This is a genomic window from Pseudomonas sp. NFACC02 (genome assembly GCF_900110765.1).
Lineage (GTDB): Bacteria > Pseudomonadota > Gammaproteobacteria > Pseudomonadales > Pseudomonadaceae > Aquipseudomonas.
The window spans coordinates 47,124-59,496 of the sequence record NZ_FOEO01000012.1 but is presented as its reverse complement, the minus strand read 5'-3'; the positions used below and the strand labels follow the sequence as shown (position 1 = coordinate 59,496).

The 12,373-nt window shown below is 62.6% G+C and carries 8 protein-coding genes; 6 read left to right on the top strand and 2 right to left on the bottom strand.

Translation table 11 applies throughout. The features are described from left to right. Positions 1–203 precede the first annotated feature (203 nt). Genes BMY73_RS12680 through BMY73_RS12665 form a run of 4 tightly spaced genes read left to right on the top strand, consistent with a single transcriptional unit; the run spans position 204 to position 2,521 of the window. Positions 204–509, top strand: a complete 306-nt coding sequence (locus tag BMY73_RS12680) for a nucleotide pyrophosphohydrolase (RefSeq protein ID WP_092407447.1) — start codon at positions 204–206, stop codon at positions 507–509. Next, positions 506–1,255: a methyltransferase domain-containing protein gene (locus BMY73_RS12675; RefSeq protein ID WP_092407445.1), complete on the top strand. Its 750-nt coding sequence runs from the start codon at positions 506–508 to the stop codon at positions 1,253–1,255. Before BMY73_RS12680 ends, BMY73_RS12675 begins: the two co-directional genes overlap by 4 nt. A 20-nt stretch (positions 1,256–1,275) precedes the next feature. Continuing rightward, complete coding sequence (locus tag BMY73_RS12670; protein WP_092407443.1) at positions 1,276–1,899, top strand: DUF4136 domain-containing protein; 624 nt, start codon at positions 1,276–1,278, stop codon at positions 1,897–1,899. A gap of 55 nt (positions 1,900–1,954) precedes the next feature. After that, entirely contained in the window at positions 1,955–2,521 is a 567-nt protein-coding gene (locus BMY73_RS12665) for a DUF4136 domain-containing protein (RefSeq protein ID WP_092407441.1), read from the top strand. A gap of 61 nt (positions 2,522–2,582) precedes the next feature. On the opposite strand, the gene pbpC is transcribed toward BMY73_RS12665, so the two are convergent. Next, on the bottom strand, positions 2,583–4,931 hold the full coding sequence (pbpC, locus tag BMY73_RS12660; protein ID WP_256571172.1) for a peptidoglycan glycosyltransferase PbpC: 2,349 nt from the start codon (positions 4,929–4,931) through the stop codon (positions 2,583–2,585). A gap of 233 nt (positions 4,932–5,164) precedes the next feature. Here pbpC and BMY73_RS12655 point away from each other — a divergent pair, with 233 nt between their 5' ends. Continuing rightward, positions 5,165–5,458, top strand: a complete 294-nt coding sequence (locus tag BMY73_RS12655; RefSeq protein ID WP_092407437.1) for a hypothetical protein — start codon at positions 5,165–5,167, stop codon at positions 5,456–5,458. A 148-nt stretch (positions 5,459–5,606) separates the two neighbouring features. On the opposite strand, the gene BMY73_RS12650 is transcribed toward BMY73_RS12655, so the two are convergent. Then, positions 5,607–10,535: an alpha-2-macroglobulin family protein gene (locus BMY73_RS12650; RefSeq protein ID WP_092407435.1), complete on the bottom strand. Its 4,929-nt coding sequence runs from the start codon at positions 10,533–10,535 to the stop codon at positions 5,607–5,609. Between the two features lie 187 nt (positions 10,536–10,722). Between BMY73_RS12650 and BMY73_RS12645 the strand changes: the two genes are divergently transcribed. Further along, complete coding sequence (locus tag BMY73_RS12645; RefSeq protein WP_092407433.1) at positions 10,723–12,096, top strand: MATE family efflux transporter; 1,374 nt, start codon at positions 10,723–10,725, stop codon at positions 12,094–12,096. Positions 12,097–12,373: the final 277 nt, after the last annotated feature.

Genomic DNA, 12,373 nt, shown 5'->3' with positions numbered 1-12,373 from the left:
TAGGAGCTTGGCTTGTCCCGCGACCAGTGGGCTCCCCGCCGCGAATCTGTAAATGCGGCTTGTCTGGTGTTGCCAAGCCGAATGGTTTTGCGACGGGTTCCCCGCCGATCGCGGGACAAGCCACGCTCCTACAGTTTCACACCCGCTCCACTTGATTCCGCCGGACATCCCCCTGAAGCTACGCACCTTCAGGAGACCCGCACATGAACCTCGACGAACTCACTCAACGCCTGCACCGCATCCGCGATAACAACGACTGGCGGCAATTTCACAGCCCGAAGAACCTGGCGATGGCGGCCAGTGTGGAGATGGCCGAGCTGGTGGAAATATTCCAGTGGAAAACCGAAGATCAGTCGCGGCAACTGTCAGCGGACGAGCTTGAGCATGCGGGTCAGGAAGTCGGCGATATCGTGCTTTATTTGCTGCTGATGTGCAGCGAACTGGGCCTGGACATGAACGACGTGGTTCGCGCCAAACTGGCGGACAGCGAGCGGCGGTTCAGCAAATGAGTGATCGGCATTTCGACCAGTTGGCGACGCGCTTTGCCGAGAAGATCTACGGCGGCGCAAAGGGCGCGATTCGTCTGGCGGTATTGCAGGCGGACCTTAAAGAAAGCCTGCCGGATCGGCCCTTGCGTGTACTGGATATCGGCGCGGGGCTGGGCCACATGTCGTTGTGGCTGGCCGAGCGTGGCCATGACGTCACCCTGGCGGAACCTGCCGAGCCCATGCTTGAGGGCGCTCGCCAGCGCTTCGCCGACGCGGGCCAGTCGGGCACGTTCATTCAGGCGCCATGGCAAGACCTCCCCGGCCAGTTGAACGAGCCCTATGATCTGGTGCTCTGCCATGCGGTGCTGGAGTGGCTGGCCGAGCCCCACACCATCCTGCCTGCACTGCATCAACTGACCAAAGCCGATGGCTGGTTGTCGCTGGCGTTTTACAACCGCGACGCGCTGATCTACCGCAATCTGCTCAAGGGCCATTTCAAGAAAATGCGCCGAAACACACTGGCCGGTGAAAAACAGAGCCTGACCCCGCAACAACCCCTTGATCCCCGCGAATTAGCGGCGCAACTTGAAGGTAGGTGGCAGGTCGAAACCCAGAGTGGCGTTCGGGTTTTCCACGATTACATGCCGGTGGAGTTTCAGGCGAAAGCCGAACTCGCGGATTTACTGGAAATGGAGCTCGCGCATCGACGTCACCCGAGCTTCGCCGGACTGGGACGTTATCTGCACTGGATGTGCCGACCTGCCTGAGGCTATCTGCGGAGACCATCATGAAACGCCGCCTTGCTTTGCTTTCCCTCTGCCTGGGACTCGCTGCCTGTCAGAGCCCCAATCCCTATAGCGCCGTGTCCGCCGCCATCCCGCCAGCGCCACCGCAAGCCGCCAACGCAATCGACATGAGTGCCTACCCGGCGGCGCCGCGTGACTTCGGGCGTTACCGCAACTGGACCTGGCTGAACGGCCAGCTGCCGCCCGGTACGCCATGGGCTGACTCGGCGCAAGTGGCCGAAGCGGTGAGCAATGGACTGGATCAGCGCGGTCTGCGGCCTTCGCAGAATCCCCAGACTGCCGATTTGCGCGTCACCGCTGACACCCGAACGGAAACCCGCATCCGGCAAGTCCGGGACGATTATTACGACCCGTATTACGGCGGCGCCGGTCTGGGTTACTACAACGGCTACCGCAACGGTTACGGCGGCTACGCCAGTGTGCCGATTGTCCGGACCTATCAGGAGCAAGTGGTGGTGGTACGCATTAGCATGTTCGATGCCCGCAGCGGCCAGCCGGTATGGAGCGCCAGTGCGGAAACCGGCAGTGGCGGCGATCAGTCGGAACGTGCCAAAGCGTTACGCCAGGCCGTGCAGCGCGCGCTGACCGCCTACCCTCCGTCGTAGCCCCGCTACACAGTCCCGCTACGCAAACGTTATGTGCATGCACTGGAGAACCAACATGTTTCGCTGTATCGCTGTCGTGTGTGTTGCCTTGCTGCTCGCCGCCTGCCAGACCGATCGGGTCACTCGTGACTTCGACGCTCAGCGCGACTTCGGAGGGTATCGAACCTGGGCCTGGAAAGAGCCCGCCCTGCAATATCAGCCAAACGACCCACGCATCAAGAGCGACCTGACCGAACAACGCATTCGCCAGTCGGTGAGCGAACAACTCGATCAGCGTGGGCTGCGCATGGCAGCTCCCGGGGCCAGGGCCGATTTGCAGGTGCAAGCCTGGCTGATCGTCGAAAACCGTCAGCAAATGGTCACCACTAACTACGGCGGTGGCGGTTATTGGGGCAACCCGTGGGGCGGTTACTGGGGCGGTCCGATCGGCACCGAGACGCGCAATGTCGATTACAAGGTCTCGACCCTGCAGATCGACATGCTCGACGGTAAGGACGGCAAGCTGGTGTGGCGCGGCAGCACCGAGCAGGTCGTGAGCGACAGTAATGCCAACCCGGCAGCGCGCGAGCTGGCGCTGCGTCAGACGGTTCAGAAAATCCTGCAGCAGTATCCGCCCAGATAGCCGCCACGCGCCGCAAGCAGAAGCCGCTGAGTCCATTTAACGCGTGTCGCTTGCGGTGGCTTCAATCCACCACGCTGAACTCCACCCGCGCGGTCTGGCCGCTTTCGTCCAGCACGCTCAGTTGATAGCGGCCCAGGCGGGTGAAGGTGTGGTTGTAGCTGTCCTGATTCGCGGTATCGCCCACCGGCGCTCCGTCGATGAACCACCACCGTCGACCGCTGCCTCCCAGTGCCGACAGGTTCAGACGCAACAGTTGCTGACTGCCTGTCGGCAAACGCAGATGATCGCCCTCGCGAACGCCGACAATCGTCAGCGGCGCGGTCGGGCCAGGCCCGTCCGGCGGGCAAGCCGGATCGACGGCGGGCAAGCGCGCCTCGCGGCGTTCACTTTTCGCGAGCCAGGGCTCCAACGGCGCAGGCCAGAGCGCAATGTCCCGAGCCTGTGCCTGCGGACAATCTGCACCCACCCGCAGGCCCTTGTCGTTGACCCAGATTTTTTCCAGTAGTCCGAGATCCAGCGGTTGATCCGTGGCCTGCAAGGTCGGCGGCGTGGTGCCGTCCAGCGTCCAGGCAAAACGCTGACGCCGACAGTTGGGATCGCTCTTGCTCATCGGTTGCCCCAACGGCCAGCAGATGGCAGCCACGCCAACGTTGAGCGGCACCGGCAATACGGGCGGCACGATGTTTCGCTGAGCATCGCGGTTCACCAGCAGATCGTGAACCTGCAGCATCAGTGGCGCGGCCGATGCCAGCCCGAATTGCCCCGGCACCGGCGTGCCGTCTGGCCGACCGATCCACACGCCGATCAAGAACCTCGGCCCGACGCCAATTGACCAGGCGTCCCGAAAACCGTAGCTGGTGCCGGTTTTCCAGGCCAGTTGCGGACGCTGTACCAGCTCGGCATGGGGGTCCAGATCGGGCCGCGACTGACCGGTGAGGATGCGCCGGACAATCCACGCGGCCCCCGGCGACATCATCGGCCGGTCACGCAGACGATCGTCCGGTTGCAAGCGAATGTCGGCACTGCGCCCGCCTCGCGCAAATGCACTGTAACCGCCCACCAGATCCTCCAGTCGACTGCCCGCGCCGCCGAGTATCAATGCCAGATTCGGTTCGGCCAACGGTGGCAGGGTCAGCGGAACACCGCCATTGCGCAACTCGGCGGCAAAGCGTTTGGGACCGTAAGCTTCGAGCAGTTGCACCGCAGGCAGATTGAGCGACATCGACAGGGCTGAGCTGGCTGCCACCGCGCCGTTGAACCCAGACGAGAAGTTGCCCGGCCGGTAATCGCCGTAGCGTCGTGGCACGTCCTGCAACAGCGATTCGGAGTGAATCAGCCCGGCGTCCATCGCTTTGCCGTACAGAAAAGGTTTGAGCGTCGAGCCTGGTGACCGGAGCGCGCTGACCATATCCACATGACCGAAGCGCTTGGCATCGCCGATGTCCACCGAGCCCACATAAGCGCGCACGGCCATGTTCTCGGCTTCCACCACCAGAATCGCAGCCGAGGTGCGTTCCGGGAGCCGCGCACGCCAGCCCAGCAGCAAGTCTTCAAGACGACGCTGCAGCCCTGCATCCAGCGTTGTGCGGATCAAGGGTGGGCTGTCCGGACGGTTGAGTCGCCGGGCGAGCAGCGGTGCGAGGCTCGGTTCCTGTCGCGGCGCAAGTAACAACGGTTCTTCCAGCGCCTCCTCGACCGATTGCTGCGGCCAGACGTTGAACTCGGCCAGACGCCTCAGTACTTTGTCGCGCGCCGCCTGGGCACGCTGAGGATGACGATCCGGGCGCAAACGGCTCGGCGCCTGCGGCAGGACGGCGAGCAGCGCTGCCTCAGCACGCGTCAGCTGTTGTGGCGGCTTGCCCAAATACGCCCAACTGGCCGCCGCAACGCCTTGCAGGGTGCCACCGAACGGCGCGCGATTGAGGTAGAGGCCAAGGATTTCCTGCTTGGACAAATGCCATTCGAGCTGCGCGGTGCGCCACAACTGGCGAAGCTTCCCTCGCAGCGTGCGCGAATGGGGATCGAGCAAGCGCACGACCTGCATCGACAACGTGCTGCCGCCCGACACCACGTGGCCGCCACTGAGGTTCTGCCAGGTGGCCCTTACCAGCGCCATCGGGTTCACGCCGGGATGCTGATAGAACCAGCGATCTTCGTAGGTAAGCAGCGCTTCGAGGTAATACGGCGACACCTGATCGGCCGTCACCGGGTAACGCCACACGCCGTTGGCATCGGCGAAACGCCACAACGGCGTGCCGTCTTCAGCGAGCACCACTCGCGCCAGATCATCCTTGGGCAGCGGCAGTGGCCAGATCCGGTCCGCCAGCCAGAGCAGCAGGCAGATCAACAGCAGGCTGCCGATGATCCAGCGTCCTGCACGTCTCGCCCCTTGCCACCGACCTTGCGGCAAACCGGGATCCTGTGGGAGCGAGCTTGCTCGCGAAGGCGTCGGGTCAGTCGACTCAGCATCAGGTGACAGGCCGATTCGCGAGCAAGCTCGCTCCCACAGGGATCTTGCGCACCCCACAAGAAATCTGCGCGTCATGGCAGGCAGCCTTTATGCTTCACGGAACTCGCTTCGCCCATCGACAGCCAAAGCGAACAGTCTTTATTGTGTTCCATCCCTTTCATCAGGAAGCAGACATGCAGGTAGAAAGCGTTTTCGAATGGCTTGGCCAGGTAATCGGGGCCGTGATTCGCTTCGTGGTCGACGGGTTAAGCTGGTTGTTCAACATGTTCACTCATGCCGGTGGCAATTTCGTCGACGGCCTGTCACGCACGCTGGGCATGGACACCTCGCTGATCAGCATCGTGGCCCTGATCATCGGCCTGATGCTGCTGTATTCGGCCATCCGCGCCTTCATGCGCGCCTCGATCATCATGGGGATCATCTGGCTGTTTCTGGGGCTGTGGTTGTTGAGCTGGATTATTCACTAATTGCACGAAACACCGATCCTGTAGGAGCGCGCTTGCCCGCGAATCCGGTTTGTCTGTGACGTAGATGTCAGCTGACGTACCGCAATCGCGGGCAAGCGCGCTCCTACACTCAGTGACCGCGTTCCGACAGGGAATGCCCTCCCCTTGTTCACTTCTTCCCTTTCACCACCAACTGCGCAGGCGTTTCGCCCAGCGCCTGCCAGTTCGGCCGGTACATCGACTCCACTTGTGGCGGCGGCACGCGGTAGATGCCCGGTGTCACGGCACGCGCCAGGTACAGCAGGTGAACGGTGTTAAAGCCCTGAAGATCCATGGCGGCTACATAACGGTCGCCGCGAAACTCCTGGTGTTTCACGCCGGCGTTTTCCATCGACTCGCGCCACTGCTTCACTGACTCACTGGCGTCTTCAAGGCTGGCCGCACTTTGCGCCAGGTTCTGGTTTTCGATCTCAAGGCCGGCGGGCAGCAAGTCCACTACCAGCGCATCCGGCACCCGTTCCTTGGCTTTGACCTCCAGGTGCACCAGCACCAGTTCGCCGCTCTTCAGGGCGTTGAGATTCAGCGCCTCGCCATCCATTCCGAGGTACTCACGACGAATCGCCAGATTCTCTCCACCGGCCGCAGGCGGTTGCGACGGGTACCCGGAGATCGTCATCTGTTGATACAGCGTGTCGCCGCTGGTGTTCTGCACGGTCAACGGCGACGCCAGTACCGAACTGTCCAGCTTGACGCCCGGCTGGTCATTGCTCAGTTCACGGTTGTTGCTGCCGCTGTTCAACGTCGCAGCCCACTTGCCTTCCGGCTTGCCGAGCAGATCACGCCCCGCCAGAAACAGTGAGTTACGTTCCTGCGTCGACAGATAACGGCTGGCGGCCAGTTGATCGGACAATGCAAACAAGCGCTCTTCGACCTTGTCCGTCGCCAGCTTGTTCTCTTCGAGCAGGGACAGAATCAACGCCTGATCGCGCAACGGACTGCCGTAATCGGCGAGCCAGTCGTTGGCCTTGCGACCCGCCGCCAGCCCGGCCAGCAAGGCCTGATCGGCGCGAGGTTTGTCGCCCATCTTTTCCAGCGCGATCGACAGTTGCACCAGGGGCAATCCCGAGCGGGCATCCGCGCGGCGGTCGAACAGGCTGCGCAACGCGCCCAAAGGCGCCTGCTGGCTGCGCGACAACACGAGCCCGGCATACGCCTGCACCGCAAAGCGCGTGTGGTCGGCGTTTTCGCTGTAGTTGACCTCGATCTGGTTTCGCTCCTGCAAGTAACGCAGCAAACGCTCGCTGGCTTTTTTCAACGCGTCCGGCGGCACGGCATAGCCCTGATCGCGCGCGCGCAGCAGGAAGTCGGTGACGTACGCAGTCAGCCAGTATTCCTCTTCACCGTCGGCGCCCCACAGGCCGAAACTGCCGTTGTAGCGCTGCATCCCGAGCAATCGCTCGATGCCCAGTTCGATCTTGCGTTTGCGCACTGCGTCGGGTTCGCCCTCGAGGCCCAGCCGCTTGAGGGTTGCAGCATCGGCATACAGAGACGGATACAGGCCGCTGGTGGTTTGCTCAAGGCAACCGTAGGGGTAAGCCTTCAGCGCACGAATCTGCTCGCCAAGGTTCAGCGGCGGACGGCTCGACACCGACAGCAATGCCTCGCGCCCTGCCGGTTCGAATGCGTCGAGCGTACCTTCAGGCAGACTCCACGCCTGATCCTTCAGCACCGCCCGGTATTGCCGCAGCATCGCCGGATAGGCCGGACGCACGCCAAGGGTCCATTCGCGACTGAACGGCGGCAGGTTCTCGCCCGGCAAGTCCATGCCATTGACCGTGACTCTGATCACGCCCTGGCCGAAACCGCCCTGCGCTTTCACCGGAATCTGCAACGTCGTGCGCTGGCCCTGGGTCAGACTCACCGCTTTGCTGACCTCACCCTGGGCCAGGCCCAACTGTCCTTCGGCCGTGACCTGCACGTTGAGCTTCTGTGCCTTGCCTGACAGGTTCGAGAGGTCCAGTGCCACGCTGGTCTGGTCGCCACCGGCCAGGAAGCGCGGTGCCGACAGCTCGGCAATCAGCGGCGCGGCGACCACGGTTTTCGCTTCGGCCATGCCGTAGCGTTCATCCGTCCAGGCCTGCGCCATGATGCGCAGCTCACCATTGAAATCAGGAATGTCGACGCTGACTTGCGCATCGCCCTGCTCGTTCAACGTCACCGGCGCGCTCTGCAGGGCAACGATGGTGACGCCGGTTTCGGGACGCTTACCGCCCTTGGCCAGCGCAGCGTCGCCGCCGAACGCCAGGCTGGCAAGACGGTTGCGACCGGCTTCGATCAACTGGCCATACACATCGAGTTGGTCAGCGCCGTATTCCTTGCGCCCGAACAGGCTGGCGAATGGATCAGGCGTGGCGTACTCGGTGATGTTGAGAATGCCAACGTCGACCGCCGCCACCAGCACATGCACGTCCCTGGGGATCGACCCGTCGGCGTTCTTCGCGTTGATCTTGAGCGTGAGCGGTTGCTTGGGCCGCATTTTTTCCGGCGCCGTGACGGTCAACGCCAGCTTGCGTTGCGAGCGGTCCAGCGGCAGGTGCAGCACGCCGACTGCGCGTTTAGGCGTGACGTTAGCTTTGCGCTCGCCGGGACGGATCACCAGCGCACTGACGTACAAATCGTGGCGCGCCCATTTCTTGTCCATCGGGATATCGAAGGTTTTGCCTTCGGCCGGCACGTCGATCTCCTGCCACCACAGAGGGCCGTCGCTGGATTCCACCAACAGGTAGCCTTTGCCGGCGCTCGGTGGCGTCACTGTGACTTTGGCCGTGTCACCGTCGGCGTAGGCCGGTTTGTCCAGCGCCAGTTTGACCTGATCAGGGCGCACCGCGCCGCCTTCGGCGTTGTCCTGCCAGCGGTAACCGGCCCAGAAGCGCACGCTGCTGATCAACCCGGTCGCCGGGTCTTCAACCTCGACGCGGTAAGGGCCCCACTCGACCGGGAAGCTGACCTTCGCCGTGGCGTCCTTTTTCACGCTGACCGTTTCTTCGGACAGATTGAGAAATTTCTCGTTGTAGTGATAACTCCAACCGTCGCTGTCGGAGTAATTCCAGTAGTAGTCACGACGCTCGCGAATCAGCCGCACTTTGAGGTTGTCGGCCGCCAGTTTGTGGCCTTCGGCGTCGGCCATCAGCACCTCGAACTCAACCGGGCCGTCGCCATCGGTGGCGTCGCCGTCGAACAGGCCGCGCAAACCCGGCAATTTGTCGGCAGGCCAGACAGGCTGGGTCAGGCGACGCGTGATGGGCCGACCGCCTGATTCCTGCAAGCTGGCCTGCAGCACCAGTTCCAGTGGCGAACGAGCTTTGGCCCATTGACTGTCGATGCTCAGCTCCAGCTCGCCATTGGCATCGAGTGTGCTGTCTTCGATTTCCAGATCCTGCTTGAGGTCTTCCTCGGTCACTGAGCCAAACTGATAACCCGGCAACGCCGGAACGGCCTCGCGCAATGGCCGCACGTAAAGCTGGCCGGTCAGACGGTTGCCCGAAGCCGGCGCGCCGTAGAGGTAACGGCCATTGATGGCGATGTCGAATGGCGCATCGGGTGCCAGCGGTGTGTCACTGCCCTTGAGTTCGAGGGCCATGCGTTCGGGCAGGAAGTCCTCGACCTGAAACTCGTACAACTGCGGCTTGCCGTCGCCGAGGTCGAACACCAGTTGCCAACGCCCTGTCGGTGCCTCATCCGACAATTGCAGCTGATATTGGTACAGGCCCGTGGCGTCAGCGTCCCACACGAATTTGCGGCTGACCTGCTCATCCGGTCGGCGCACTTCCACCGTGATCGGTTGTGGTTTCACACGCTTGCCGTCGTTGTCGCGCAACAGGCCGTTGAGCAACACCGTCTCGCCGGGTCGGTACAAATCACGCGGGCCAAAAATGAAGAACTGCAACGGGTGCGCCTTAGGACCAGTGATGTCGAACTCGGCCAGATCCAGCGCGGCGCTGTTCAGGCGCAACAGGCTGGTCTGTTCGCCCTGGTGCGCGAGCAACACCTGTGCCTTGGCCGGCAATGGCAGCTCGGCGTGCCCGGCATTATCGGTCTTGCCCTGGCCGATCACTCGCCCCTTGTCGTCATACAGGTCGAGGTCCACACCGTTCAGCGCCTTGCCGCCCTCAAGCGCCTGGGTGAATACGTCCAGCCGGTTGCTGTAGCGGTGCACGGACAAGCCAATGTCGCTGAGGGTGAAGAGCGTTGCGGGCAGGGAATAGTTGTAGGTACCGGAGGCGCGCATCACGGCCAGGTAAACGCCCGGCTGTTGCAGCGGCTTGAGCCCGGCAATCGGCAGCAGCACGGTCTCCCGGGTGTTGCGCGCAGGGTTCAGGTCGAACCGGCCGCCATAGACCAGATCGGCCATGGGCAGCAGCTCTTTGGATTCGTAACTCTGCAGGCTGGACGAGCCCTCCCACGAACTGAGGAATGCGGGCAGTGAATCGGGTTTGATGCGGAAAAATTCGACATCGACCTTGTCGACGTTCAGCGCAATCACCGGCAGACCTTCAGCCAGACGGGTCGGCAACAGGCTGCCGCGACTGGCGAAGCCAACCGTGGCTTGCAGATCGGATGTTTCCAGGCGCGCGGAATATTCAGCCGCCAGGGTGTTGTTGTTCACGGCCGCCAAGCCAGGATCAATCGTCAGGACCAGTTTGCGCTTTGGCTCCAGATGGCGCAGACGCAGCTCCATCAGGTTGTCCGAGAGTTCCCAGGCACCGTCGACCTTGCCGTCCTTGCTGTCGACCAGGTGCACCTTTTCAGCGAACTTCTGATCGGGGCTCAGTGGCACCGAAAAACTCACCGACAGCGTACTCGCGCCGTCGAGCTGGATTTCCGAGACGTCGACCACCGTCAGCTCACGTCCGGCGTAGCGTTTGCTCAGCGCAGGAATGTCGACAGCGGGCTTGGGCCTGGCAGACTCTGCGGCGGCGGGCTGCGTCGCGGGCGCAGCCGAAGATGCCGGGGCTGACGCAGGTTTATCGGACGTGGAGGAATCGCAGGCACTGAGCAGTACCAGCGCGCAGGCCAGGAACAATCCTTTGTTAAGCATGAGGCTCTCATTGGCGGCAGTTGTTATGAGGAGCAGCAGTTATAGCACCGCAAACCCGATCGTAAAGCGTAGCGCGCGAATAGACCGTGAGTTTGTGCGTTTGTTCGCAGCGTCAGTCGACCTGCGCCGAAGCCGGTATCCCGCTACAATGCCGCCCTTCCCATGCACCCCACTCCACCGAGTACCCATGTCCCATTTCCTCACTGACTGGCGTCATCGTGTCACCCATCGACACGTCTGGGCGCTGGCGGCGCCGATGATTCTGTCGAACATTTCCGTGCCATTGGTTTCGCTGGTGGACAGCACGGTCATCGGTCATCTGCCCCACGCTCATCAGTTGGGCGCCGTCGCGGTGGGCGGCACGCTGTACGGCTTTCTGGCGTGGGCCATGAGCTTTTTGCGCATGGGCACCACCGGGTTTGCCGCTCAGGCAGCCGGACGCAACGACGGTGCGGCGTTACGTCAGGTGCTGTTACAGGGCCTGTTGCTGGCCATGGGCTTCGCGGTGCTGCTGGGGTTGATCGGGCTGCCGTTCCAGCACCTGGCGCTGGAAATGATGCAACCTTCGCCCGATCTCAACGAGCTGACACGCGATTTTTTCCATACCCGGTTGTTCGGCCTTCCGGCAGCGCTGGCCAGCTATGCGCTGGTCGGCTGGTTCCTGGGGCTGCAGAACGCGCGCGCACCGCTGGCCATTCTCCTGACGACCAACCTGGTGAACATTGCGCTGAATCTGTGGTTTGTGATCGGCCTGGAGTGGGGGGTTGTCGGCAGCGCACGCGCCTCCGTCCTGGCGGAATGGATCGGTGCCTTGCTGGGGCTCGCTCTGACGCATAAAGGTCTACGGGATTACCCGGGCCATCTGGCATTGGGACTGCTGAAACGCTGGAAGAGCTGGCGTCCGTTGCTGGCCGTCAATCGCGACATTTTCATACGGAGCCTGGTGCTCCAATCGGTGTTCTTCCTGATCACCGTGCAGGGCGCGCGACTGGGCGATGCCACCGTGGCGGCCAATGCCTTGCTGTTGAACGGCCTGCTGCTCACCGCCAACGCACTCGATGGACTGGCGCATGCCGTCGAAGCGCTGTGTGGACATGCGATCGGCTCACGCGACCGCGATGCCTTGCGTCGCTCGCTTAACGTCGCCGGTGGCTGGTCCTTGATCTGCAGCGTGGCATTTGCCCTGCTGTTCCTGTTCGCAGGGCACTGGTTTATCGAGATGCAGACCAACATCCAGCCGGTCCGCGACATTGCCTTTATTTATCTGCCTTATCTGGCGGTACTGCCGCTGGTCGCGGTCTGGAGTTACCTGCTCGACGGCCTGTTCATCGGCGCCACCCGAGCCCGGGATATGCGCAATGCCATGGTGCTGACCGCCCTGCTCACGGCGCCCTTCGCATGGCTGGCCAGCAGCTTCGGCAACCATGGCCTCTGGGTGGTCTTCCTCCTGTTCATGGCGCTGCGTGCCGTAACGCTGGGCCACATCGCTCGACGGTTGAATCGTACGGGCGGCTGGTTCAGCCAATGGCAGCCCGATCAAACGGAGACAATTTCCAGATAAGTGACAGCGTGCGTCGACTCACGAACCTGTGCTCAGACCGTGTAGCCGGCTTGCTGGCGAATGCGCTGGGTCAGCACCCTCAACAGTGACTGACACACCGCCTTCGTCCGAATTGCGGCCCATACCCTCGTAACCTCGGACGTCTCCCACAGGTGCCGCGTCGTTCCGAGGGCTTGAGGACAACGCTGATACTGTGGGAGCCGGCTTGCTGGCGAATACGCTGGGTCAGCAACATCTATGGCAACCGACACTCCGCACTCCCTGCCCTCGTAACCTC

Coding starts and splice junctions, on each gene's coding strand:
- BMY73_RS12680 (WP_092407447.1), top strand. CDS start 204: ATGAACCTCGACGAACTCACTCAACGCCTGCACCGCATCCGCGATAAC.
- BMY73_RS12675 (WP_092407445.1), top strand. CDS start 506: ATGAGTGATCGGCATTTCGACCAGTTGGCGACGCGCTTTGCCGAGAAG.
- BMY73_RS12670 (WP_092407443.1), top strand. CDS start 1,276: ATGAAACGCCGCCTTGCTTTGCTTTCCCTCTGCCTGGGACTCGCTGCC.
- BMY73_RS12665 (WP_092407441.1), top strand. CDS start 1,955: ATGTTTCGCTGTATCGCTGTCGTGTGTGTTGCCTTGCTGCTCGCCGCC.
- BMY73_RS12655 (WP_092407437.1), top strand. CDS start 5,165: ATGCAGGTAGAAAGCGTTTTCGAATGGCTTGGCCAGGTAATCGGGGCC.
- BMY73_RS12650 (WP_092407435.1), bottom strand. CDS start 10,535: ATGCTTAACAAAGGATTGTTCCTGGCCTGCGCGCTGGTACTGCTCAGT.
- BMY73_RS12645 (WP_092407433.1), top strand. CDS start 10,723: ATGTCCCATTTCCTCACTGACTGGCGTCATCGTGTCACCCATCGACAC.